General features: G+C 71.0%; 20 protein-coding genes. 9 read left to right on the top strand and 11 right to left on the bottom strand.

Annotation, left to right across the window (positions count from 1 at the left end; translation table 11 throughout):
* Positions 1 to 71 precede the first annotated feature (71 nt).
* Positions 72 to 2264, top strand: a complete 2193-nt coding sequence (locus H6726_01270) for a S9 family peptidase (GenBank protein MCB9656251.1) — start codon at positions 72 to 74, stop codon at positions 2262 to 2264.
* Here the strand turns inward: H6726_01270 and thrS are convergent.
* The 4 genes from thrS to H6726_01250 form a co-directional block, all read right to left on the bottom strand.
* Complete coding sequence (gene thrS / locus H6726_01265) at positions 2228 to 3499, bottom strand: threonine--tRNA ligase (GenBank protein ID MCB9656250.1); 1272 nt, start codon at positions 3497 to 3499, stop codon at positions 2228 to 2230. The two genes, H6726_01270 and thrS, sit on opposite strands and share 37 nt — an antisense overlap.
* 316 nt (positions 3500 to 3815) lie before the next feature.
* Positions 3816 to 4232, bottom strand: coding sequence for a DoxX family protein (locus tag H6726_01260; GenBank protein ID MCB9656249.1), 417 nt, complete (start codon positions 4230 to 4232; stop codon positions 3816 to 3818).
* Complete coding sequence (locus H6726_01255) at positions 4229 to 5878, bottom strand: FAD-dependent oxidoreductase (GenBank protein ID MCB9656248.1); 1650 nt, start codon at positions 5876 to 5878, stop codon at positions 4229 to 4231. The genes H6726_01260 and H6726_01255 overlap by 4 nt, the downstream gene beginning before the upstream one ends.
* Positions 5879 to 5929: 51 nt before the next feature.
* On the bottom strand, positions 5930 to 6121 hold the full coding sequence (locus tag H6726_01250; GenBank protein ID MCB9656247.1) for a ferredoxin: 192 nt from the start codon (positions 6119 to 6121) through the stop codon (positions 5930 to 5932).
* A 122-nt stretch (positions 6122 to 6243) separates the two neighbouring features.
* Between H6726_01250 and H6726_01245 the strand changes: the two genes are divergently transcribed.
* From H6726_01245 to H6726_01220, 6 genes are all read left to right on the top strand, one after another.
* A complete protein-coding gene (locus H6726_01245) occupies positions 6244 to 7458 on the top strand; it encodes an FAD-dependent oxidoreductase (GenBank protein ID MCB9656246.1) in 1215 nt (404 codons plus the stop codon).
* A 73-nt stretch (positions 7459 to 7531) separates the two neighbouring features.
* Positions 7532 to 9220: a DUF1592 domain-containing protein gene (locus tag H6726_01240; GenBank protein MCB9656245.1), complete on the top strand. Its 1689-nt coding sequence runs from the start codon at positions 7532 to 7534 to the stop codon at positions 9218 to 9220.
* The gene (locus H6726_01235) at positions 9220 to 10560 is read left to right on the top strand and encodes a DUF1552 domain-containing protein (GenBank protein ID MCB9656244.1); all 1341 of its coding nucleotides are present in this window, start codon (positions 9220 to 9222) and stop codon (positions 10558 to 10560) included. Before H6726_01240 ends, H6726_01235 begins: the two co-directional genes overlap by 1 nt.
* A gap of 2 nt (positions 10561 to 10562) precedes the next feature.
* On the top strand, positions 10563 to 11462 hold the full coding sequence (locus H6726_01230) for a hypothetical protein (GenBank protein MCB9656243.1): 900 nt from the start codon (positions 10563 to 10565) through the stop codon (positions 11460 to 11462).
* A 199-nt stretch (positions 11463 to 11661) separates the two neighbouring features.
* A complete protein-coding gene (locus tag H6726_01225; GenBank protein MCB9656242.1) occupies positions 11662 to 12153 on the top strand; it encodes a hypothetical protein in 492 nt (163 codons plus the stop codon).
* A complete protein-coding gene (locus H6726_01220; protein ID MCB9656241.1) occupies positions 12150 to 13232 on the top strand; it encodes a hypothetical protein in 1083 nt (360 codons plus the stop codon). Before H6726_01225 ends, H6726_01220 begins: the two co-directional genes overlap by 4 nt.
* 13 nt (positions 13233 to 13245) lie before the next feature.
* On the opposite strand, the gene H6726_01215 is transcribed toward H6726_01220, so the two are convergent.
* Positions 13246 to 14202, bottom strand: coding sequence for an NAD(P)-dependent alcohol dehydrogenase (locus H6726_01215; protein ID MCB9656240.1), 957 nt, complete (start codon positions 14200 to 14202; stop codon positions 13246 to 13248).
* A 156-nt stretch (positions 14203 to 14358) separates the two neighbouring features.
* On the opposite strand from H6726_01215, the gene H6726_01210 reads away from it, so the two are divergent.
* Positions 14359 to 16119: an amidohydrolase gene (locus H6726_01210; GenBank protein ID MCB9656239.1), complete on the top strand. Its 1761-nt coding sequence runs from the start codon at positions 14359 to 14361 to the stop codon at positions 16117 to 16119.
* Between the two features lie 79 nt (positions 16120 to 16198).
* Here the strand turns inward: H6726_01210 and H6726_01205 are convergent, their stop codons facing one another.
* Genes H6726_01205 through H6726_01180 form a run of 6 tightly spaced genes read right to left on the bottom strand, consistent with a single transcriptional unit; the run spans position 16199 to position 23013 of the window.
* A complete protein-coding gene (locus H6726_01205; protein ID MCB9656238.1) occupies positions 16199 to 18667 on the bottom strand; it encodes a UvrD-helicase domain-containing protein in 2469 nt (822 codons plus the stop codon).
* Positions 18664 to 19515, bottom strand: a complete 852-nt coding sequence (locus H6726_01200; protein MCB9656237.1) for a hypothetical protein — start codon at positions 19513 to 19515, stop codon at positions 18664 to 18666. Before H6726_01200 ends, H6726_01205 begins: the two co-directional genes overlap by 4 nt.
* 31 nt (positions 19516 to 19546) lie before the next feature.
* On the bottom strand, positions 19547 to 20977 hold the full coding sequence (locus H6726_01195) for a hypothetical protein (GenBank protein ID MCB9656236.1): 1431 nt from the start codon (positions 20975 to 20977) through the stop codon (positions 19547 to 19549).
* A gap of 33 nt (positions 20978 to 21010) precedes the next feature.
* Positions 21011 to 21991: a helix-turn-helix transcriptional regulator gene (locus H6726_01190; protein MCB9656235.1), complete on the bottom strand. Its 981-nt coding sequence runs from the start codon at positions 21989 to 21991 to the stop codon at positions 21011 to 21013.
* Between the two features lie 12 nt (positions 21992 to 22003).
* The gene (locus tag H6726_01185; protein MCB9656234.1) at positions 22004 to 22732 is read right to left on the bottom strand and encodes an SDR family NAD(P)-dependent oxidoreductase; all 729 of its coding nucleotides are present in this window, start codon (positions 22730 to 22732) and stop codon (positions 22004 to 22006) included.
* Positions 22729 to 23013 (bottom strand): hypothetical protein, encoded by a 285-nt coding sequence (locus tag H6726_01180; protein ID MCB9656233.1) that lies wholly within the window; start codon positions 23011 to 23013, stop codon positions 22729 to 22731. Before H6726_01180 ends, H6726_01185 begins: the two co-directional genes overlap by 4 nt.
* 129 nt (positions 23014 to 23142) lie before the next feature.
* Between H6726_01180 and H6726_01175 the strand changes: the two genes are divergently transcribed.
* The gene (locus tag H6726_01175; GenBank protein ID MCB9656232.1) at positions 23143 to 23748 is read left to right on the top strand and encodes a hypothetical protein; all 606 of its coding nucleotides are present in this window, start codon (positions 23143 to 23145) and stop codon (positions 23746 to 23748) included.
* Positions 23749 to 23845 lie beyond the last annotated feature (97 nt).

The raw sequence follows: 23845 nt of genomic DNA, 5'->3' as shown, positions 1-23845 counted from the left end.
GAGTCCGGGTGGGTGTCCCCGGAGTCCGGGTGGGTGTCCCCGGAGTCCGGGTGGGTGTCCCCGGAGTCCGGGTGGGTTTCCCCGGGGTGGGTGTCCTCACGGTGCTGGTTGCGCTCGGGTGTGGGCGGGGGCCTGTCGTGAGCCCGCAGCAGGCGGAGTTGGCGGCGCTGAACGAGGCGGCGCGCGCGGGGGAGGTGGTGGAGGAGCTGCACGGGGTGCCGGTGCGGGACCCCTTCCGATCGCTCGAGGTGGAGAGCCCGGAGACGACGCGCTGGGTGGAGGCGCAGAACGCGTACACGCGGGCGGTGTTGGCGCCTCTGGAACGGCCCGAGCGTCGGGAGCGCTTGCGGGAGCTGCTGTCCATCGACGCGCTGGGCGAGCCGCAGCTCGAGGGCGACACGCTGTTCTACTACCGGCGCGCGGGAGCAGAGGAGCAGGGGGCCTACTACGTCGCGCGCGCCCCGAGTTGGCAGACCGATGGGGACGCCGTGCTGCGGGCGGAGACGTTCGGGGAGCGCGCGTCCATCGACTACACGTACTTGTCGCCGGGCGGCCGCTTCGTGGTGTTCGGCGTGTCGCAGAACGGGGACGAGCGCTCGACGCTACGCGTGCTGGACCTCACCCGGCGTGAGCTGCTGCCCGACAGCATCGCGCACGCCAAGTGGAGCCGCGTCTCGTGGCTGGGGGACGACAGCGGCTTCTACTACACGCGCTACCCCGCAGAGCACGAGGCAGACTTCCCTCACGACGACCCCGCGCGCGTGGACACCTACGGCTCCCGAGCGTACCGCCACCGGTTGGGCGACGACCCCACCACGGACCCGCTGGTGTTCGAGGCGGACGACCCCACGCACTTCCCCAGCGTGAGCGTGCAGGCCGACGGACAGCACCTGGTGCTCGCCATCTCGCGCGGCTGGTCGGCGAACGACGTGTGGGTCGCGCGGCGCGGCGCGGACGACCGCCCCGAGGACGTGACGCCGCTGATGGTCGGCGAGACGGCCCGCAGCGCCGCGCTGGTGCACGGGGCGCACGTGCTGGTCGTCAGCAACTGGGACGCGCCGCGCTATCGCGTGCTGAGCACCCCCCTGATGCTCGGCACGTCAGCCCTCGCGGACCGCGCGCGCTGGACGGTGACCGTGCCCGAGTCGGACGGCGTGCTCGACTCGTTCGCGGAGCTCGGCGACGCGTTGCTGCTCGCGTACACGCGCGGGCTCGAGACCGTCCTCGAGCGCGCGCCGTTGGTGAACGACGACGACCTCGGCGGCCTCACCACGAACGCAGACGCGCGCACGCGCATCCCGCTGCCAGCCGGGGGCGAGCTGGGCGAGCTGAGCAGCGACCGCGCGGGGCACCACGCCGTCTTCTCGTTCAGCGGGTACCGCACGCCACCCGTCCTGTTCAGCCTGGACGACGGGGCCGCCGAGCCCAGCGCCACGGTGCGCGTCACAGCCGACGTCGACGTTTCGAGCCTCGTGTTCGAGGTGGTGCAGGTGACCTCGGCCGACGGGACGCAGGTGCCGCTCCAGCTCCTCTACCGTCGCGGGCTCCAGCGGAACAGCGAGAACCCGACCATCTTGTACGGCTACGGCGGCTTCAACGTGTCCCTGCTGCCGGGCTTCCAGCGCAACCTGCTCTACTGGCTCGAGCGCGGGGGCGTCTATGCGGTGGCGAACCTACGAGGGGGCGGTGAGCTGGGGGAGGACTGGCACCGCGCCGGCAGCCGCGAGAACAAGGAGCGCGTGTTCGAAGACTTCGAGGCGTGCCTGCGCCACCTGCGCGAGAGCGGTATCAGCCGCCCAGCGCGCATCGCCATCACGGGGGGGAGCAACGGGGGCCTCCTGATGGGCGCGATGCTCACGCGCGTCCCCGACTACATGGGCGCCGTGGTGTCGTACGTGGGCCTCTACGACATGCTGCGCTACCAGCACTTTCCGCCCGCGGAGATCTGGGAGCCCGAGTACATGAGCAGCGACACGGCCGAGGGGTTCGCCGTGCTGCGCGCCTACAGCCCGTACCACCGCGTCCCCGAGCGTGTTTCGCTGCCAGCCACGCTGATCGAGACCGCCGACCACGACAGCCGCGTCTACTGGGGCCACAGCACGAAGTTCGCCGCGCGCCTGCAGGTGAGCAATACGTCGGAGAACCCCGTGCTGTTCTACATGGAGCGCGAGCAGGGGCACGGCGCGGGCCGGAGGCTGAGCGACACCATCGCGCGCTACGTGCGCTTCTACACCTTCGTGGAGCACGCGCTGGGCGTGCGCTGAGGTTCACGCCCTCCACCGCGTGTCCCCGCTGCTACATCGAACTTGGGGCGCGCGCAGGCAACCACCAACACGCTCTCCGCCTCGACGATGGGTAACACACGCTGCTCGCCGGCGTGACGAATGGACACCGTCTCGCTCGCGACCTCACGCGACCCGACCACCAGCACGTGCGGGACGGCGTCGTCATGGGCACGCAGCACGCGTCGTGGGACCGAGTCGTCCGCGTCCACGTCGACGCGCAGCTTTGCGCGACGCAAGCGGTCCACGAGCGCTTGCGCGTAGGGCGCGTGAGCGTCCGCCACGGGGAGCACGCGCACCTGCGTCGGGGCCAGCCACGCCGGGAGGTTCGGGCCATGGTGCTCGAGCAGGATCCCCAAGAAGCGCTCCAGGCTGCCGAACAGGGCGCGGTGCAGCATGACGGGCGCAACACGCGCGCCATCGGACGTGACGTAGCGGAGATCGAAGCGCTCAGGCATGGAGAAGTCGTACTGGATCGTCCCGCACTGCCAACGGCGCCCCGCGCGGTCCGTCAGGACGAATTCGATCTTGGGTCCGTAGAACGCGCCCTCTCCGGGTTGGAGCACGTAGGGCATGCCCAGCTCGTCCAAGACGTTCGCGAGCACCGCTTCGGCCGCGTCCCACAGGGCGTCCTCGCCGAACCTCTCGGGCGGCCGCGTCGAGAGCCCGACCGAGATCCGCTCGAAGCCGAACGCCGCGTAGAAGGGGCCCACCGAGCGGAGGAAGCGCGCCACCTCGTGGGGGGCCTGCGCCGGCGTGCAGAACACGTGGCCATCGTCCTGTGTGAACTGGCGCAGCCGCAGCAGGCCGTGCAGCGTGCCGCTCGGCTCGTCGCGATGCACCACCCCGAACTCCGCGAGGCGCAGCGGCAGCTCACGGTAGGAGGGCAGGGCGCGCCGCACGATCTGCACGTGCCCCGGGCAGCTCACCGGCTTGAGCGCGGCGGCCGTCGCCTCGTTCTCGCTCGCGAGCTGGAACATGCCTTGTCGGAAGTGATGCCAGTGACCGCTCGCTTCCCACACGGGTCTTCGGAGCACCTGGGGCGTGCACACCTCGCGATACCCGGACGCGGCCAGGTTCTCGCGCACGGCGTGCTTCAGCTGCTGGTACATGAGCCAGCCGTTGGGGTGCCAGTAGACCATGGCGGGGGCGTCGTCCTCGAAGTGGAAGAGGTCGAGGCGTTCGGCGAGGCTGCGGTGATCGTGTGCTTCGAGCATGGGCTCCGGTCCTTTCGGGCCACATGGACGGAGCGACGCGCACGACGGCACCCCGGCCAGCGGCGGGGTGTTGGGTCGTGGTGAGAAACGCTAGCTCGCGCGCACGACCGCACACCCCGAGGGGGTGGTGGTCGTGGTGGTGACGCGAGCGCGCATGCCCAAACGCTATGGTCCGGACCGCGGTGCGTCAAGCCTCAGGACCGCGCAGGCGAGCAAGCCCCACCGGTGCGGCGCTGCCCCGCGAGCAGGCGATCGGTTCGGACAGGACGTCCCGCTCACCGGGCGTCACGTCTCGAGACTGGCGAAGCCCGCGTGCTCAGCCCGCCTGCTTGCGCAGCCCGTCGACCGAGACATGCCCGGGCCCGCGACACGCGATGTACAGCAGCACGACCGCGTACAGCGCCGCCAGCTCTCCGCGGTTCACCACGGGGAAGAAGTTCTGGTCGAACGCGAAGCTCCAGTGGAACTGCGCGTAGGCCACGGCCATGGTGCCGCTCGCGAGGAACGCTGCGGGGCGGGTGAACGCGCCCACGGCCACCAGCGCTCCGCACACCAGCTCGATGAGCCCTCCCACCCACAGCTGGGAGCCGACGGGTGGTGAGGGGCGCTCGGTCAGCAGCCCGAAGATCTTCTGCACGCCGTGGAACGTGAACATGAACCCGGCCACGAAGCGCAGCAGCGCGTAGGCCCGGTCCTGGTGCCGCGCGAGGGCGGCGTCGAAGCGTCGAATCATGCGGGCAACATAGCGTGCTTGGCCGCGAGGTACCCGAAGGTCATGGACGCCCCGATGGTCATGCCCGCGCCCGGGTAGCCTGGCCCCGCGACGCTCGCCGCCGCGTTGCCGACCGCGTAGAGGCCCGGCACCACGCCGCCCTCGGCGCGCAGCACCCGCCCGTCCACGTCGGTCTTCGGACCGCCCTTGGTGCCCATCGCCCCCGGGTGCAGCTGCACCGCGTAGAACGGCGCGCGCTCGAGCGTGCCCAGGCTGGGGTTGCCGCCCTGTTCGCGCTGCCTCGGGTCCCCGTAGAACTGGTCGAAGGCGCTCTCCCCGCGCCGGAAGTCCGGGTCCACACCAGCCCGCGCGAAGCCGTTGAAGCGCTCGATGGTGGCGGTCAGGCCAGCCGCGTCCACCCCGGTCTTCTCGGCCAGCTCCGCGAGCGAGTCGGCCACCACGAGCCAGTCGGGCAGGGGGCGCCCCTTGACCGCGGTGATGAGCACGTACTTGTCCAGGTACTGTTGGTCCACGATCAACCAGGCCGGCACGTTCGGACGGTCGTACGCCACCGGGTCGTGGTGGAAGTACGGCTTGGTCATGTCGTTGTAGTTGTGCGACTCGTTGGTGAAGCGCTGCCCCTTGCGGTTGACCAGCACGCTGTGCGGCAGGCAGCGCACGGAGAACTCGCTGCGGTAGAGCGGCGCGCCGTCGTACGTCTCGCCCGGGAGCGCTACGGCGGGCGTCCACCAGGCCTCGCCCATGTTGCCCAGCTCGGCCCCGACGCTCATGGCCATGCGCAGCCCGTCGCCCGTGTTCTGCGGCGGGCTGACGGGGTGCGTGAGCTCCAGCGGCAGGAACGCCTTGCGGTACGTCTCGCTCCACTCGAACCCACCGCTGGCCAGGATGACCCCACGGCGCGCCATCAGTCGCAGCGGCGCTCCCGCGTGCGTGACCTCGAGCCCCACCACGCGCTCGTCCTCGACGACCAGGCGCTCACCCGGAGTCTCCAGCAGCGGCTCCACGCCGGCGGCCAACAGCGCCTTCAGCAGCTTGCCGCACAGCCCCGCGCCCCCGTGCACGATGCCCGCCTTGGCGCGCGCGGCGACCTCTTGGTACGGCGCGCCGAACGGGTTCCAGAACACGCCCCAGCCCATGGCCTCCGGGATGCTGATGGGCATGCGCCCCGTGATGGGGTTCTTGCGCAGCTTCGGCTGCCACTCTCCGAGCGTGGTGGTGTCGAACAGGCCGTTGTCGAGCGAGCGGCCGCCCGTTTTGCCCCCGGGGAACTCGGGGTGATAGTCCGGATAGGTGGGCATCGCCGTGAAGCGGACCTCGGTGGCGTCCTCCACGTAGCGCACCATCTCGGGCGCGGCGTCCAGGTAGCGCTCGATCAGCGCCTGGGGGGCGCGACCGTCGGCGATGCGCGTCATGTAGGTGAGCGCTGCCTCGCGCGTGTCCGTCACGCCGGCCTCGGCCATGCGGTGGTTTCCGGGGACCCAGATGACCCCGCCCGACACGGCCGTGGTGCCCCCGATGGTGGAGGCCTTCTCCACCAGGCAGACGGACCCGCCCGCGCGCGCGACGGTCAGCGCGGCCAGCAGGCCGCCTCCGCCGCTGCCCATCACCACCACGTCGAAGCTGCGCTCCTCCATCGGAGCTCGCATCGGAGCTCGCATCGGAGCACGCATCTGCGCTCGGTCGCCGCTCATGGGATCTCAGCGCACCAGCGTGATGGCCTGCACCGGGCAGACATCGGCAGCGTCCTCGGCGGCCTCCCACAGATCCTCGGGCGGCTCCTCGATCAGCACCTTGAGGTGCCCCAAGTCGTCAAAGGCAAAGAGCTCGGGCGCGGCGCTGGCACACTGGCCATGGCACGCGCAGGCGTCGGCATCGAAAACGATCTTCATGGTGGGACTCTCCGGCTGTGGGCACCGCGCGTCGACTTGCTCCGCGCGGGCAACTAGAACATGTTTCACTTTGTACCGCAACGCGCTCGCCAGGGCCAGCGCATTGGAAGTGAGGAGCGTCGATGCCGGACAGCGTGGTGATCGTGGGGGCTTCGTTGGCAGGGCTGCGCACGGCCGAGCTGCTGCGCCGCAAGGGCTTCGCCGGGAAGCTCACGCTGGTGGGCGACGAGCCACACCTGCCCTACGACCGCCCACCGCTGTCGAAGCAGCTGCTGCAGGGGACGTTCGAGGAGGGGCAGCTCGCGTTGCGTCGCAAGCCGTACGACGAGCTGGGGCTCGACCTGTGCCTGGGCGAACGGGCCACCCACCTGGACGTCGCCGCGCGCGAGGTGCAGCTGCAGAGCGGACGCGTGCTTCCGTACGACGCCGTGGTGGTGGCCACGGGGGCGCGCGCGCGCCGACTCCCCGCGCAGCCAGAGCTCGCTGGCCTCTTCACGCTGCGCACCCTCGACGACGCGCGCGCGGTGAAGGCGGCGCTCGCGACCCGGCCGCGCGTCTGCGTGGTGGGGGCGGGCTTCATTGGCGCCGAGGTGGCCAGCACGGCGCGTGCATTGGGCTGCGAGGTCACCGTGCTCGAGGCCCTCGAGGCGCCCCTCGTGCGTGGCCTAGGCCGCACGCTGGGCGAGGCGTTGGGCGCGCGCATGCAGGCGCACGGCGTCGACGTGCGCTGCTCCGTGGAGGTCGCGGGCTTCGAGAGTCGTGCCTCGGATGCAGGCCCCGTGCTCAGCGGTGTGCGCGTGGGCAGCGGGGAGGTGGTCGCCGCGGAAGTCTGTGTCGTGGGCATCGGCGCCGTCCCGAACGTCGAGTGGCTCGCCGAGTCCGGGCTGACGCTTTCGGATGGGGTCGTGACCGACGCGCACTGTCGTGCTGCGGAGGGTGTGTACGCGCTGGGCGACGTGGCCCGGTTCTGGAACCCCCTCTTCGAAGAGTCCATGCGCCTGGAGCACTGGAGCAACGCGGTGGAGGGGGCCCGCGCCGTCGTGGACCATCTGCTCAACGGGGACGGCGCCGCCCCGTACTCCCACGTTCCCAGCTTCTGGTCCGATCAGTTCGGTGTGAAGCTCCAGGGAGCAGGGCGGCCCCGGGGGGACGACGAGGTGGTCTTCGCCGCCGGATCGCCGTCGGAGGAGAAGTTCTGCGCGATCTTCGGGCGCGAAGGGAAGCTGGTGGGGGTGGTGGCGGCCTCGATGCCCCCGCTCGTCATCCAGTTCCAAAAGATGTTGGCATCGAGTGCCACTTGGGACGCGGCCCTGGCCGCAGTGCCATCGGGAAACTGACCGATAATCCGGAATTAAGTGGGGCCACGCGGGGGAAGGGCTGCTATCTTTCGCGCAGCCCCCCCGAGGTTTCATGCGTCCACTCAGAACTCACCAAGCCGTCGCGCTGCTGGGAGCGTTCTTGCTCGCCGCCTGCGAGACGTCTGGCGTCATCGGCGGCGCCCCCGCCGACGACGTCCGCCCCGATCCCCCGCTCCCTCCCCCCGACTTCGTTGCTGCCGACTCCGCGCTGCTGCGCCTGACCCAGGAGCAATATCGCAACACCGTGGTCGATGTGTTCGGCGAGCAGGTCGTCGTGGCCGGTCCGCTCGAGGTCGACAACCGCGTGAGCGGCTCCTACGCAGTCGGAGCTGGCTACGGTGGCATCTCGGCGCGTGGCACGGAGCTCTACGAGACGATGGCCACCACCGTCGCGGCGCAGGTGCTCGAGGCCGGCGCGGACCGTGACGCGCTCATGCCGTGTTCCCCCGCGGGGATGACCGACGACGCGTGCGCCCGCGAGTTCCTCGCCGAGTACGGCCAGCGCTTGTGGCGTCGCACGTTGTCCGACGAGGAGCTCGACCCGCTCGTGGACGTCTCGCGCACGGCGGCCGTGACGCTGACGGACTTCTACGACGGACTCGAATTCGGCCTCGTCGGGCTGCTCACCGCGCCGGCCTTCCTCTATCGGGTGGAGCTCGGCGAGCCGGACCCGAGCGCGTCCGAGGACAGCCCGCCCCTGCGCTACTCCAGCATCGAGATGGCGTCGCGCCTCAGCTACTTCCTGTGGAACTCCACGCCGGACGACACGCTGCTCGCGGCCGCCGAAGCGGGCGAGCTGGTGGACGATGCGCTGCTCGAGGCGCAGGTGCGCCGCATGATCGACGACCCGCGCGCGCGGGAGGGTCTGCGCGCTTTCTTCACGGAGCTGTTCGAGCTGGACAAGCTGACGACGCTCGTGAAGGACCCCGAGGTGTTCGTGCACATCGACGGCGACGTCGGCCCGAGCGCGCGCGAAGAGACGCTGCTCACCATCGAGAACAACGTGTTCGAGGAGGAGGGCGACTACCGCGACATCTTCACCACGCGCACCACGTTCCTGAACCGAAAGATGGCCTCCATCTACAGCGTGCCCACGCCCGCGCGTGACGGCTTCGCGCCGTACACCTACCCGGACGACTCCCCGCGCGCAGGCATCCTCACGCAGGCTTCGTTCCTCGCGCTCCACAGCCACGCGACCGCGACCTCCGCCACGTCGCGCGGAAAGTTCGTGCGCGTAGCGCTCCTGTGCGGGGTCATCCCGCCGCCTCCAGCGGACGTCGACACCTCCATCCCAGAGCCCTCCGTCACGGCCACCACGCTGCGCGAGCGCCTCGCGGAGCATCGTGAGAACCCCGTCTGCGCGAGCTGCCACTCCGTGATGGACCCCATCGGCCTCGGCTTCGAGAACTTCGATGCGCTTGGCCGGTATCGCCGCCTCGAGGCGGGCGCCATCATCGATCCGAGCAGCGATCTGGACGGTGTCCCCTTCGCCGACGCGGTGGCTCTCGGCACGCTGCTGCACGACCACCCCGACCTTCCGTCGTGCTTCACCCGCAACCTCTACAAGTACGCGACCGGCCACGTGCCCGAGCGCACGGAACAGATCCAGCTCGACGAGCTGACCGAGCTCTTCGCCGCGGCTGGCTACCGCGTGAAGGAGCTGCTCGTGTCCATTGCGATGAGCCAAGGCTTCCGGACCTCACGCGGTCCGCGTGTCGCCGTGGCGATGGAGGAACTCTGATGGCTCTCATTCGACCCAAGCGCCTGCTCGACCGTCGCACCATGCTGAAGGGCATGCTGGGCGGCGCCGCCGTGGGCGTCAGCCTGCCCTTGCTGGACATCTTCTTGAACGACAACGGCACGGCCCTCGCCGACGGGTCGGCCCTGCCGCGCCGCTTCGGTTGGTGGATCTGGGGCAACGGCGTCATCCCCGAGCGCTGGTTCCCCGTCGAGACGGGCCGCAACTTCGCCATGAGCCACGAGCTGCAGCCGTTCGCGGACGCCGGCCTCGGCAACGACATCACCGTGGTGTCGGGCATGAAGGTCTTCGGCGAGAACCTCGAGGCGCACTTCGCGGGTCCCGCTGGCCTCTTGGCGGGGCATCCTTTGGCCGTCAACGGACAGACCACGTTCGAGTCGCCCAGCGTCGACGTCCGCGTCCGCAACGAGATCGGCGGGGCCACGCGCTTCCGCTCCATCGAGGCGGGCGTGCAACGCGGCGTGCGCTCGTTCAGCGTCAACGGGCCCAACAACGACAACCCCGTCGAGTCCAACCCCATCGCGCTCTACCAGCGCATCTTCGGGGAGGGCTTCACGCTCCCGGGCGAGGAGCCCATCATCGACCCACGTTGGGCGCTGCGCCGTAGCGTGCTCTCGGCCGTGCAGGATGACATCATGCGGCTCGAGTCGCGGCTCGGCTCGCACGACAAGGCCCGCCTCGATCAGCACTTCACCAACGTGCGCGAGCTGGAGCTCCAGCTCGAGCGCTTGGAGGAGGACCCGCCCGACCTCGCGTCGTGCATGATGGCCGAGGTGCCGCTCATGGAGTACCCGGACGTCAACGGGCGCGAGCAGATGTTCGCCAAGCACCGCGCCGTGGCCGACATCCTCACCTACGCGCTCGCCTGCGATCAGACCCGCGTGTTCAGCGTGATGTTCTCGGGCCCGGTGTCGAACATCTGGTTCCCCAACACCACGATGGAGCACCACAACCTCACGCACAACGAGCCGGGGAACCAGCCGCAGGTGGACGGCATCCTGGTGTCCATCATGGACCAGCTGGCCTACTTCGTGGGCAAGCTGGCCAGCGTGCAAGAGGGTGACGGCCGCCTGCTGGACAACATGGTCTGCCTGGGCACCACCGACTGCTCGCGTGGGCGTGATCACAGCATCGAGAACTATCCGCTGCTGCTCGCGGGCAGCGCGTGCAACAAGATCAAGATGGGCCTGCACCACAGGGGCAACGGCGAGAACGCGAGCCAGGTCATCCTGTCGCTCATTCGCGCCATGGGCATCAACGCTGCCGACTGGGGCGTGGGCGCCGCGCGCACCACCACCGGCCTGTCTGCCATCGAGGTCTGATCATGCGCACCGCGATGTCGGAGCGGCCGTCCCGCGTGCGTCGGGGCGCGCTCTCTCTTGGGCTGGCCGCGTCAACGCTGCTCTGCGCCTCTTGCGATGGCGAGGGGAGCACAGGGATCACCCACTCGGTGGTGTTGGCGGAGGTCGCGCTCGTGGCGAACGCGGCGGAGGACGGGTCCGTCGTCGGCCTGAACCTGGACGACCGCGTCGATGACATGCCAGCGCCCGAGACGTGCAACAAGGTCGACTTCACGGACCCCAACGGGGTGCCTGGCATCGACAACCAGCTGTCCCTCTTCGGACCCACGCTGTCCCTGTTCGGGGGTGATCCGGCAGCGCTGATTCAGGGGGCCATCAACGAGGGCTCGTTGCTCATCCTGCTCGAGTTCGAGGGCATCGACAGCTTCGACAACGACGACGACGTCACCGTGCGCCTGCACTTTGGTGAAGGACCCACCGACGTCGGCAACGACGGTCTGCTGGTCCCCGGCCAGTCGTTCGACATCAAGGAGGGTACCGCCTCGGTCGAGATGCGGCGCCAGCGCATCGTGGACGGCCACATGGACGCGTCCTCGTTCGAGACCGTGCTGCCCGTGGCGGTGCTCGCCCAGCGCTTCAACCTGCCCATCTTTGCCGGCCGCCTGTCCATCGACTTCGACGCCGACACCGGCGAGGTGACGGGCACGTTGGGCGGCGCCGTGCCAGTGCAGACCCTCATCGACGACCTCTTGGCGGAGATCCCCGGCGGCGAGGCAATCATGCCAATCGCCGCGCGCGCGCTCCGGAACCTGGCCGATCTGGTCCCCAACGACATCGGCAGCTGCGAGCAGCTCTCGACGGCCATGACGGTCCATGGCGTCACCGCCTTCGTGCTGCGGCCCGACGACGCGGTCACCGAGTAGCCGAAACGGGTCGAACACGCTTCCGTCGGGGGGGCGGAAGGTGATACCCATGTCGCCACTTCACGCCCCCGCGGCCCCTGCCACGAGCTCTTCCTTCATGCTGCCGAGAGTCCCCCAAGTCCCCCCAGCGCGCGCTCCGCTCGCCGCCACCGTCCGCTCGGCGGCGCGCGCCCTGCGGTGCGCTACTCGCCCCCTCTCCGTGCTCGCTCCGCTGGCGCTGCTCGTGGGCGGGTGCGTTGGCTCCATCGACGACGCCGAGCAGTTCGGTCCAGCGCCGGAGTGTCGCATCAACCTCGACGTGGAGGACATGTTCCGCCAGCGCTGCGGCACGGGTACGTGCCACGGCAACGAGACCGACGACCCTGCGGCAGAGCTCGACCTGGTGTCGCCCGACCCTGGTTTGCGCATCGTGGGAACGATGTCCACGCAGTGTGACGGGCTGATGCGCATCAACCCGGCGCGCCCAGACGACAGCTTCCTGCTCGAGAAGCTCGAGGGCACCCCACGCGAGGGCTGCGGCGACCGCATGCCGCTCGTGGGCTACCTCGACCAAGCGGAGATCGCGTGCGTGCGCGACTGGGTGCGCGAGCAGGCGCGTCGGCACCAGCTGCTCGACGCGGGCGTGGCGGATGTCGGCACGGCGGACATGAACGCCGCCGACCTCGGGACGGACGATGGAGGTACGCCATGAACGCCGCTTTGCGTCGGCCACGGAGCCACATCTTCGCGTTCGCGCTTGGCGCGCTGCTGTCGACCGCGGGGGTGGCCCGCGCTCAGCTGGAAGACCCGGACTGGGACGAGGGACAAGACCACCCTGCGCAGCTCGAGCACCAAGCGGAGGCGGCTGAGGGCGAGGAGATCGCCGCCGAGGGGGCCGCGGCGGGCGACGGCGAGGGTGAGCTACCCGCTTCGGACGAGGATGGAGCGCAGCCCGCTTCCCCGACCGAAGACGCCGGCCAGCCCACTCCCGTCGAGGGCAGCGCTGAGCTGGACACGTCAGCGGACGACGCCGTGTCCGAGCGTCGCGTCGAGCCTGCGCTGCTCGAGCTCGGTGGCATCGCGGGGATGCTGTACCAGCGCCTCACGTACCACGACGACCTCTACGGCTTCATGCGGCCCTACGGCCTGAACAGCGCCAAGGCGTTCGGCGGCTACGTCACGTTGTACCCCCTCGCGCGCGCCGACTTCGGGGTCCTGAGCGGGTTGGGCGTCGAGCTCCGCTACGCCCAGATGCTCACGTTCGACTCGCAGCGCGCGGACGGCAGCACGTTCCCCACGCGCTCACGTGAGCTCGTCGCGGGCTTCCGGTACCGCATCGCCTGTGACCACCTGCTCGACCGCGGGATCGACGCGAGTGTCGGGCTGGGCGGAGGGTCGCAGGTGTTCAACATCGGCTCCGCCATCGCGCTCCCGAACGTCGACAACCGCGCGTCGGTGCCCGCGCGGCACTACCGCTTCCTGCGCGTGGACACCGCCGCCCGCGTCGCCCTCGACCTCGGCTTCTTCCTGAACATGCACATCGGCGTGCGCATGATCTTCGACGCGGGGGACGTCGACTCGGCGGACTGGTTCCCGCACGGTCGCCGTTGGGGGCTCGAGTCAGGCCTGCATCTCGGGTATGCGCTCCCCAAGGGCATCGAGGTGTCGGTGGGCTTCGAAGCACAGCGCTACATGTATCGCCTGCGCCCCGAGCCCGGCGACGCCAACGTGGTCGGCGGCCTGCTCGACCGCTACGTCCTCGCTCAGGCCCGCCTCGGCTGGCGCTACTGAGACCGCCCGACCGTCACGTCTCTCCTGTGGGCATCTCGATGGTGATCTTCCCGCGCGCGCGTCCAGACTCGCTGTACTCGTGGGCCGCGCGGATGTCCTCCAGCGAGAAGCGCCGATCGAGCACCGGGCGGTAGCGGCCCTCCTCGACCTGCTCCGCCACGTAGGCGAGGTCGCGTGCGCGCGGCAACGCCACGAGGATCTGCGTGGCGCGCTGACGGCGGAACAGGTTGCTCACTCGGCTGAGGACGAACCGGCCTGGCGCGGTGGTGACGCTCGCGAATACACCGCGCGAAGTGAGCGCCGCTCGAGAGTCGGCGAACGAGCGGTTGCCCACGCAGTCGAAGACCACGTCATAGCGGGTGTCGCCCGCAGCGAAGTCGACCTCGTGGTAGTCGACCACCGCGTCGGCTCCCAGCGCACGCACCCGCTCCGTGTTGCGGGCGCTGCACACACCCGTCACCTCGGCCCCCAGGATCTTCCCCAGCTGCACGGCGGCGCTGCCCACCCCGCCCGAGGCGCCGTTCACCAACAGACGCTGGCCGCCCTCGAGCCGCACGATGTCACGTAGCACCTGGAGCGCTGTGAGGGAGGCCATCGGCAGGGCCGCCGCTTCCTCGAAGCCGAGGCTGGGTGGCTTCGCAGCGACGACACGCTCGGACACGAGCATGTGCGTGGCATATGCGCCCATCGACAGGCCCTGCATGCCGAACACGGCGTCGCCCACCGCGAAGCGCTTCACGCGCGGCCCCGCCGCGAGCACCTCGCCCGCGAAGTCGTGCCCCAGGACTTTCGGCCAGCCTCCCCACAGGACCAAGCGGTTCCTGCCTTCTCGCATCTTCCAGTCCACTGGGTTGACGCTGGCATAGCGCACTCGGACGAGCAGCTGGGAGCCCTTGGGGGTGGGCGTGGGCAGCTCCTCGATGCGAAGGTTGCTGGCGTCTCCGTAGTGGTGGATGGTCGCGGCGCGCATGGGGGCTTCGTCTCCGCTGGGCGTCGAGCGTTTCGTTCTTGGGGATCCCTGATCGGGAAGCCGTGCCCTCGGGTTGGTCGGGCGTCGTGGCCCATGATAGGCCGCTGTCTCCATTTGGGCTCACACGGACGACGCCGTATCGGGCAAGCTGGAACGATGCGGAACGACAAGGACTCGCACCTGCCTGCGATCGCGCGCGCAGCGCACCTCGGCGGTCGGTGGTGTGCCCTCTGGTTCTGCCTCTTGTCGCTGGGCTGCGCCGATGCAGCACCACCGGCGGACCTGATCCTCGTGGGGGCCGACATCCACACGGTTGCAGACGCTCGGCCGCTGGCGAGCGCCATCGCGGTTCGGGACGGGGTCATCGTCTATGTCGGCGACGACGCGCACGCGTCCCGCTTCATGGGCCCCAGCACGCACGTGGTCGACCTCGGTGGTCGGCTCGTGCTGCCGGGGTTCATCGACACTCACGCGCACCCGTTCCAGGCGGCCGGGCTCAGCTACGCCCTGACCCTCACGTCCGAGCTGAGCCCTCCCGAAGTGCTCGAGCGCGTCGCAGCCTACGCGGAGAACAACCCGACCCGTGCGTTCCTGGTGGGCTTCGGGTTCGACGAGACCGCGTTCGGTCCGGCTGGGCCGCGCGCCGAGCTGCTCGATGGTGTGGTCGGCGACCGGCCCGTGATCCTCATCGACGCTGGCGGGCACAGCGCGTGGGTGAACACCGCGGCGCTCGAAGCGTTCGGCATCGACGCGAGCACCCCCGACCCCATCCCCGGCAGGCACTACTATCAGCGCGACCCCGACGGGAGCCCGACGGGCTGGTTGGTGGAGAGCCAGGCGTACATGCCGCACCTCGCGGCCCTGGGGGCGTACGACGTCACCGCGGCGGCGCGGCCCAACAACCTGGTCTACGCGGTCTTCTCGTCGGTGGGCATCACCACCGTCTACGACGCGGGGATGTCGTCGTTCGAGCCCGACGCGCTCGAGGTCGCCGCCGACCTCGACCGGCGAGGCGCGCTGCGCTTCCGTGTCGTCGCGTCGCACATGATTCAGCACCCGAGCCAGGTGGCAGGGGCCATCGCGCGCTTCGCGGAGCTGCGGGAGATGTACGCGGGGAACCGTCTGCACGTCGGCATGATCAAGATCCACAACGACGGCACGACCGAGGCCCGCACCGCCGCGTACCTCGCGCCCTACACGGACGTCCCCGATTCGTCCGGTGCCGTGCTGCTCGAGCCGGCCGACCTGAACCCGTTCGTGGTCGCGGCCGACCGCGCGGGCATCGACCTGCACATCCACGCCATCGGGGACCGGACGGTGCGGCAGGCGCTCGACGCCATCGCGCTGGCGCGCTCCGCGAACCCAGGCGCCGACACACGGCACACGCTCGCGCACGTGGAGCAGATCACCGTGGAGGACGTCCCACGCTTCGCGGCGCTGGACGTCACCGCGCAGACCACGCCCTACTGGTTCGCCGAGGACTACGCGGAGCAGGCCCTCGTCATCGGCGAGGCGCGCGTGCAGCGCCTGTACCGCATCTCGGAGCTCCTCGAGACCGGCGCTCGCGTGACGTTCGGCAGCGACTTCCCCGCGACCGGGGAGGAGTTCTTCGCCATGAGTCCTCTGTGGAACATCGAAGCCGGCGCGACCCGGCAGGCCATCGGAGAGCCGAACGCGCCCATCCTGGGCGGACCCGGCTCGCGCGTCAGCGTCGAGGCGATGGTCCGTGGCTATACGGTCGATGCCGCCTACCAGCTGCACATGGAGGACGAGATCGGCTCGCTGGAGGTGGGGAAGCGGGCCGACCTGGTGGTGCTCGGCGGCAACATCTTCGAGGTGCCGCTGCACGAGATCCACGCGGCGCGCGTGCTCGTGACCATGGTCGATGGTGAGCTCGTGCACGGCGCCTGGCCGTAGCGAGAAGTGAGCGTGGTCCACGCGAGACACCGCGGACTCCCGTGTTGGAGCGGCCAGGTCGGCGCGAACGCCGCGCGGTCTATGCCGGGCGCAGAAACGAAGCCTTGAGCTTCTTGGTGGCGCCCGAGGCCTCGAAGTAGACCGTCACGGCCGGGTCGTGGCTGCCCTCCACGGCCCGCACGCGCCCGACCCCGAATCGCGGGTGGAACACCTTGGCGCCCGGCCGCAGCGCCTCACTGGGATCCAGGTCGACGTCGCTGGTGTCCAGGTACGACTGGCCGCTCTCGGCGCTCTGCGCCGACCGCGCTGCACGGAAGCTCGCGTACGGATCGTCGTCGTCGCCACGTGCCGCGCCTCCAACTCCACCGCCCGCGCTGCGCCGGAACCCGAAAGACGCCTGCCGTCCGTCGTCCCACGCCCCGCTGCGCCCGCTACCCTGCCGCCCCGCGCCACGTGGCGCGACCTCTTCCCACGCGCCCTGTCGACCCGCGCCGCCGCGCGCGCCGTACCCGCCTCCCCCTGCGTATCTGCCGGCCGCGCCATGTCCGCCGCCCGCGCCGTATCCGCCGCCCGCGCCAAACCCACCCCCCGCGCTCGCGAAGCCCCCGTGCCCGGCGAGCCCGAAGCTGCGCTGCACGTCGTCTGCGGCGATGTCCGCGAGGAAGCGTGACGGCATGGCCACCTCGGTGCGCCCAAAGGTCATGCGCGCGCTCGCGTGCAGCAGCACCAGCTGCTCCTCGGCGCGCGTGAAGGCCACGTACGCCAGACGGCGCTCTTCCTCGAGCTCCTCCTGGTCGACCCCGAACGTGGGGTCCAGGCGCGGGAAGAGCCCCTCCTCGAGGCCCGTCACGTACACCACCGGGAACTCGAGCCCCTTGGCGGCGTGCACAGTCATCAGCGTCAGCTTGGCCTCGTGGCCGTGTTCGTCGGCTTGCGTCTCGAGCGCCACGCGCTCCAGAAACGCGGCCAGCGTCGCCTCTTCCGCCTCGCGTTGGAACGCGGCCACGCTGGTCATGAGCTCGCCCAGGTTCTCCACGCGCGCCTCGGCCTCGGCGCTGTCCTGCTCGCGCAGCGACTCGAGGTAGCCGCTCTTGTCGAGCGTCTGGCTGGCCAGGTCGTAGAGGGGCGCGCCGTCCCGATGACTCTTGCGCAGCCCCTCGACCAGCGCCACGAACTCCCCCACGCGCTTGGCGGCGGCGCGCCCCAAGAGCGCAGGGTCCATAGCGATGCGCTGGAGCGCCGCGTAGACGCCTTCTCCGTGCTCCGCCGAGAGCGCCATGATGCGCTCCTCGCTGGTCTTGCCGATGCCGCGCGCGGGGACGTTGAGCACGCGCAAGACGCTCACGTCGTCCTCTGGGTTGTGCACCATGCGCAGGTAGGCGAGCAGGTCCTTCACCTCGGCGCGGTCGTAGAAGCGTACACCCCCGATGATGCGGTAGGGCAGGTTCACGGCGCGCAGCGCCTCTTCCAGCGACCGGGACTGCGCGTGCGTGCGGTAAAGCACGGCCATGTCCTCGAGGTCCACGTCGTCGTCGCGCATGCGCGCGAGCAGGTCGTACGTGAGCGTGTTGGCCTCGTCGTTGGCGTCGGAGCACGTGTACAGGCGCACGAGGCTGCCCTCTTCGTTCTCCGTGAACAGCTCCTTCGGCTCGCGGTCCTCGTTGCGCGAGATGACGTCGTGGGCCGCGCGCAGGATGCGCTGCGTGGAGCGGTAGTTCTGCTCCAGCTTGATGACGCGCGCGGTCGGGTAGCGGCGGTTGAAGTCGAGGATGTTGCGGCGGTCCGCGCCGCGCCAACGGTAGATGCCCTGGTCGTCGTCGCCCACCACGCACACGTTGCCGTGCACGGAGACCAGCGCGTCCACCAACCGCAGCTGGGCGTGGTTGGTGTCCTGGAACTCGTCCACCATGGTGTAGCGGAACTTGCCGGCTACCTCGCGACGCAGCTCGGGCTCGCGCTCCAGCGCCCGCACGGTCTGGTAGATCAGGTCGCCGAAGTCGAGCGCCGACGCCCGCCGCAGGGCGGCCTCGTAGGCCTCGTACACGTCGGTCAGGATGCGGTCCTGCAGCGTGTTGCTACGCGCCGCCTCGGGGCCCCGCAGCTCTTGCTTCTCGCGGTTGATGCGGTTCGCCAGGGACTTCGGCTTGTGCTCCTTGGGGTCCAGTCCCAGTGCCTTCAGCACGCGCTTGATCATCGCCTGCTGGTCCTGGTCGTCGTAGATGGTGAAGTCCTTGGCGATCCCCACCGCGTCCGCGTGACGTCGCAAGAGACGCGCGCAGAGGGCGTGGAACGTGCCCACCCACATGCCGCCCACGCCCCCCGGCACCAGCTGCTCCAGCCGCTGCCGCATCTCGCCGGCGGCCTTGTTGGTGAAGGTCACGGCGAGGATGCGCGACGGGTAGACCTGGTGGTCCACGACGAGGTGCGCCACGCGGTGCGTGATGACACGCGTCTTGCCGCTGCCCGCGCCCGCGAACACGACCAACGGGCCCTCCGTGTGGAGCACCGCCTCGCGCTGCGGCGGGTTCATGCCCTCGAGGTCGATCACGACGCCTCGGCGCGCTCGTAGCCCTGCACGTGGACCTCGGTGCCCCCGGTGCCCGCCGCTTGGAACACGCCGCGCTCGTCGAGCAGCATGGCCAGCGCGGCGTCCTCGGCGGGCAGCCCCGCGAGGGCGCTCTGCAAGCCCTGGCCGAGATCCAGCACGGTCACCAACACACGCACCAGGATGTGCGCGCTGTGGCTGTGCTCGCCCGAGGCGACCGCGAGCAGCGCGGGACGATCCGCGCGCGTCACGACCAGCGGGAGGCCTCCGTGCGTGGTCACGACGGCGCCCTGCGCTGCGTCCAGCACCAGCAGCGCGTCCACCGGGGGCAGGGTGCTGCGCGGGGGGAGCTGCTCGTCTGCTGCCGACGCCCCGGGTGTGCGCGCCAGGAACGCGCCCACCGCGTCCTCGCTCAGGCGCGCATCGAAGGCCACGCCGCGCGCCTCCTCCGCGAGCGCGTGGCCGAGCGCGGCCGCGCAAAGGTCTTTTCGAGCCGACTCGGTGACGTCCGAGAGCGCGTCCTCCTCGAGCAGACGCAGGGCATGCAGCAGCACGCGCCCGGCGGGCATGTCGGGCACGAACACGGGGTGCGCCCGGTAGCTCCCCATGAGCGCGCCCTCGGGCACGTGTGTGTCGTCCGCCGCGTCGTGCGACGTGACGGGCACGTGCAGGCCCCGCACGCCCCCGGGCCCCGACGCGCGGGCAGCCATGTCGAGCGAACCACCCGCGGCCAGGGCATGCCAGACGGCCTCGGCGTCCGTGGCGTCGGTGGCGACGACGGCACGTGGTGCGCGACGCGGGGTGTCGTCCTGGGCGCCAGCGCCGTCGAGCTGATCGGTGATGCGACTCACCCGCTGAGCGTGCGGAGCGATGTCCGTGTGGTCAAGGCGTTGCGAGGTCGGGGCAGCGCAGGGCCTCCACGAAGAGCGCGTGCAGGCCCGTGTAGGCCACCATCACGGTGCCGTCGGCCACGCGCGCGAGCCGGCCCGCGCGCGCCGTGCCGTCCGGGCTGCGCACGGTGAGCGGCTCTCCGAACTGGTTGGCGTTCACCTGCCGCACGACCAGCTCGCGTGGGGACGTGTCCGGGTCGCCGAGGGGTGAGTCCACCACGAACAGCGCGCCGTGGGGCAGCCCGAGGCCGTCCAGGTCGAGGATGCCGTAGCCGCGGTTCGGGATGAGCGGGCGCGGGTTGCTGGGCCCGTCGCTGAAGAGGTGCCCCACGGCGGTCGCACCACGGGCGTCCACGGCGGTGAAGCCGATGTGCAGGCGCGACGCCTCGTGCGCGTCCACCATGACCACGCGCGCGGGATCGCTCAGCTGGCTGACCACCGAGACGGTGCGCGGCTCGCCACGTGGGGCGCCCTGCGGGTCCAGCTCGGCCAGCAGCAGCGACGACAGCCCGCGGCGTGGGTCCGCGAACGCCACGCGGTGCGCGCTGCCGTCCGGTTCACGCACCAGGAACGGTGCCGTGCCGCCCATGTAGTCGGGGTGCAGGACGTGCTGGGCGACGCGCTGCAGGTCCCCGCCGAGGCGCACCAAGATGGCGCGCGGCGTCGGGCCGCTCGAGTCCGTGAAGGTCACCGCCACGCCCCCCGCGACGGTCGCGAGCGTGGGCGAGAGGCGGATGTCCGCGAGCTCGGTCACCTGCGTCGGCGCCTGCCCGGGCGTGGCCACGAACAGCCGCCCACGCCCGTCGGTGTATGCGACCACCGTGCGCCCACCAGCGAACAGGACCGCGGGCGCGGCGTGACGCGACTGCGTCAGCGGAGGCACGACGGGTAGCTCGGCTTCGGTCTGTGCGCGCCCGCCTTCCACGCTCATCACCTGCACCCACTCGCGCTCGCCCTCGTGACGATAGCCCGCGACGAGCAGGCTGCTGCCGTGTGCGGCGAGACCAGGCGCTCCTCGCTCGGGCATGACCTCGAGCGGGGCCCGGCTGACGCGGGTGCACGCGCCTGGGGGCTCCGTGGCGTCCGCGGTGGAGGTCACTGCGGTGGTGGACGGGTTGCCCGAGGTGTCGGCCGGCGTGGCTCCGCCCGGCGTCGCCTCGGGGCTGTTCCCTGCGGCAGTCCCAGGGGGCGCGTCGGCGTCGGCACCCGTGGGCTCGGCGGGCGCGTCTGGCGCAGCTGGCGCAGCTGGCGCGTCTACTGGGCGGTCGGGCGCCCGCTCGCTCGGCTCGGGGTCTGGACGGGGCGCTTCTGGGGCTGGGCTCTCGGGCGCGCTCGCGGTGCCCTCCGGCTCGCTCGGGTCGTCTCCGCAGCCAGCGACCGTCAGGGCGAGGCACAGCACACACCAGCACAGGGGGACGCGCATGCCCCGCACCAGACCACCAAAGGCGCTCGTGGGTCAAGCGTGGCCACGGCCGTCGGCTTCGCTGCGATAGGCCGACGGTGACCGCCCGCGACGCTGCTTGAAGCGCCGGCTGAAGTGGGACGTGTCCGCGAACCCGCACACGTAGCCGATCTCCGTCACGCTCAGCGCGCTCGTCTCCAGCAGCCGGGCGGCGGCGTCGACCCGCACACGATCGAGCACGTCGGAGAAGCGCGCCTCTTCGGCCGCCAGCGCGCGCTGCAGCGTACGGGGAGACTGCCCGAGGCGCGCAGCCACGTCCGAGAGGGTCCACGTGCGGCCCAGGTCCGCGCGCGCGATGCGCTCGACCGCCCCCACCGTCGCGGTCGACTCCAGAAGCTCGGGGCGCGTCTCTCCCGCCAGCAGGTGCGCGTCGAGGCCGGGCATCGGGCGGCGCGTCGGCACCAGCGCGTCCCATGTGAACACCCAGCGCGCGCAGGACCCCGCGGCGGGCGCTTCGTACCCGCCGGCACGGTACACCCAGCGCGCAGGGGCCTCGGTCCCGGGCAGCTGGAGCCGAAGGCCCTGGCACCCGATCTGCTCGAACAGCGCCACGTGCTGACCCGCCGCAGCCAGGTCCTCGGTGCGCCGCGGCGGGTCGTCCACGGTGGACACGTGCTCCAGCTCGACGCCGTTCGGGTGCACCGCCACGACGCGGACGACGTGCCGCGAGTGGATGAAGCGCGCCAGCCGCGCCTCCTTCTCGATGACCTGGGCGGGCGTCTCGCTGTTCAGCAGCACGAACAGGATGGGGTCTACGAGGGTGTCCGGTGCGTGACCCGCGCGGAGCAGCGTGAGGTCGCCCGCGTGATCGCTCACGGCCTGCAACACCGCACGATACGGCTCGAGCGGGACGCCCGCGCCGTCCGCGTCGCACAACGTGGCGAGCTCTCCTGCCGCGTCGAGCGCCTCGGGGGCGACCCGACGGATCCCGTCCAGCACGAGCTTCACGACGGCCATGTTGATGCGCCCGGACACGGCGGCAGTCTATCAGCGGTCGCGCATCATCCGACGGGCGAGGGCAGGCGACACGCGGTGGATGGCGGCGAGCGCGCGCGCCTTGCCGACGACGACGCGCGTCCGGCGTCTTGTGAGGCCGCGCACGACGGCTGCCGCGACAGCCTCGGGCTGCACTGCACCCTCGTGACGACCGACCGTCATATCCGTCGCGACGAGCGGTGGCACCACGTCCACCACGCGCACCGCCGTTCCTTCCAGCTGCGCCCGCAGCGCGTGCGTCCACGCCGCAAGGCCCGCCTTCGACGCGGCGTACACGGGTGAGCGGGGGGCCGGCGCAAAGGCGAGCGCGGAGCTGACGTTCACCACCGCCGCGTCCGGGGACGCCAGCAGCAGGGGCATGAGCGCGGCGGTCACGGCGATGGGCGCCAGCAGGTTCACCGCGACCTCGTCGCGCGCCGCGCTCATGTCGAGCCCCGCGACGACGTCGTGGTCCACTTGGCGCCCGGCGTTATTGATGAGCAGGTCGACCCCGCACAGCTCGGCGCGCACCACGTCGGCCAGCCGCGCGACGTCGGCGGGGTCGGTGATGTCGCAGCGCAGCGCCCGCACACCCAGGTCTCGGCGCACCGCGGCGAGGGCCGCGTCGTCGCGGCCGCACACCAGCACCTCGCTGCCCTCCTGCACCAGCGCCTCGGCGAGGGCGCGCCCGATGCCGCGCGTGCCGCCCGTGATCACGACGCGTGCGCGCGCCAACGTCACGACGCACCTCCGAACGCACGGAGCCCCAAGCGCCCGACGGCCTCGAGCAGCACCGTCACCACCCCGGCTTCGACCGCGGAGAGTGCCCATCCTACAGGGAGCGCGATGGAACCCAGCGTCTCTTGCCGGAGCAAGAAGCCCTCCGCCACCTGGGGCAGCCGCAGCGGCACGCTCCGGCGGAGGATCTCGTAGGCGTTGAGGTACTCGGCGGTCGGGCCGAGCAGGTAGTCGATGGTGATGATCGCGACCATCACGAGCGAGAAGAGTGGGAGATGGGTCATGCGCTCAGGGTGGCGCTCGGCGCGCGTGGGGACTTGGACACACGCGCCACGGGCATGGACGAACGCGCCGGCGGCGCCGAGGGGCCGCGCGTTGGCGGGCGCACCCTCCGTCTCGCTAGACTGTTGGGCATGGACACCCCACTGCCGGTGCTGGACTTCCCAGACGAGGCGGCGCGCTGGGTGCCGGGCCTTTTCGACCCGGACCCACGCACGCTGGGCAGCGTGGTGTCGACCCTGCCCGCCAACCGCCCCGACGAGATCGACTCGCTGGTGCGGCTGGTGGAGAACCCCGCCTCGCCCTATGCGCTCCCGGGCGCCGTGGCGCTCGATCGCCACGACTGCATCCATGTGCTGCTCGGTCGCGGGCTGCTCGGTCCCGACGAGGCCTTCGTGGTGGGCTACACGATGGGCGCAGCCAGCTCGTCGATCGACGGCGAGCTGCTCGAGACGTTCAAGCTCATCGCCAAGCGCCTCTACCCGCGCCACTACCGCATGAGCGAGGCCGACCTGTTCGTGTTCGACCTCGGCTACCAGGCCGGGGCGCGCTCCGCCGTGCGCATCGACAGCCTGCCGCTCGAGCAGCAGCTGGACGTGCCCATTGGCACGCTGCGTGAGCAGGCGGGCGTGGACGTGGCCACGCTGCGCGCGCTGTATGCGGCCGAGCGCGCGCTGTTTCCCGGGTCGCCAGCGAGTGCGCGGCTGCCGGGCGTGGGGGTGGTGGACAGCGCGGCGTGAACCACGTTCCCCGTGTGTCGACCCGCGGACGGTGTGCGCCACGCGCGGTGCGGCAGGCGGTCATGTCTTGCTGTCATTTACCAAAACACGCATCCGG

The organism is Sandaracinaceae bacterium, from assembly GCA_020633055.1.
Lineage (GTDB): Bacteria > Myxococcota_A > Polyangia > Polyangiales > Houyiibacteriaceae > JADJJE01.
The sequence above is the reverse complement of the archived record's forward strand: the minus strand, read 5'-3'. Positions and strand labels throughout refer to the sequence as shown.

Bases quoted from the DNA above. Each gene is read 5' to 3' on its own strand.
- H6726_01250 (MCB9656247.1), bottom strand. From the start codon at position 6,121: ATGAAGATCGTTTTCGATGCCGACGCCTGCGCGTGCCATGGCCAGTGT.
- H6726_01210 (MCB9656239.1), top strand. From the start codon at position 14,359: ATGCGGAACGACAAGGACTCGCACCTGCCTGCGATCGCGCGCGCAGCG.
- H6726_01230 (MCB9656243.1), top strand. From the start codon at position 10,563: ATGCGCACCGCGATGTCGGAGCGGCCGTCCCGCGTGCGTCGGGGCGCG.
- H6726_01195 (MCB9656236.1), bottom strand. From the start codon at position 20,977: ATGCGCGTCCCCCTGTGCTGGTGTGTGCTGTGCCTCGCCCTGACGGTC.
- H6726_01255 (MCB9656248.1), bottom strand. From the start codon at position 5,878: ATGCGAGCTCCGATGGAGGAGCGCAGCTTCGACGTGGTGGTGATGGGC.
- H6726_01180 (MCB9656233.1), bottom strand. From the start codon at position 23,013: ATGACCCATCTCCCACTCTTCTCGCTCGTGATGGTCGCGATCATCACC.
- H6726_01245 (MCB9656246.1), top strand. From the start codon at position 6,244: ATGCCGGACAGCGTGGTGATCGTGGGGGCTTCGTTGGCAGGGCTGCGC.
- H6726_01175 (MCB9656232.1), top strand. From the start codon at position 23,143: ATGGACACCCCACTGCCGGTGCTGGACTTCCCAGACGAGGCGGCGCGC.
- H6726_01235 (MCB9656244.1), top strand. From the start codon at position 9,220: ATGGCTCTCATTCGACCCAAGCGCCTGCTCGACCGTCGCACCATGCTG.
- thrS (MCB9656250.1), bottom strand. From the start codon at position 3,499: ATGCTCGAAGCACACGATCACCGCAGCCTCGCCGAACGCCTCGACCTC.
- H6726_01220 (MCB9656241.1), top strand. From the start codon at position 12,150: ATGAACGCCGCTTTGCGTCGGCCACGGAGCCACATCTTCGCGTTCGCG.
- H6726_01215 (MCB9656240.1), bottom strand. From the start codon at position 14,202: ATGCGCGCCGCGACCATCCACCACTACGGAGACGCCAGCAACCTTCGC.
- H6726_01260 (MCB9656249.1), bottom strand. From the start codon at position 4,232: ATGATTCGACGCTTCGACGCCGCCCTCGCGCGGCACCAGGACCGGGCC.
- H6726_01240 (MCB9656245.1), top strand. From the start codon at position 7,532: ATGCGTCCACTCAGAACTCACCAAGCCGTCGCGCTGCTGGGAGCGTTC.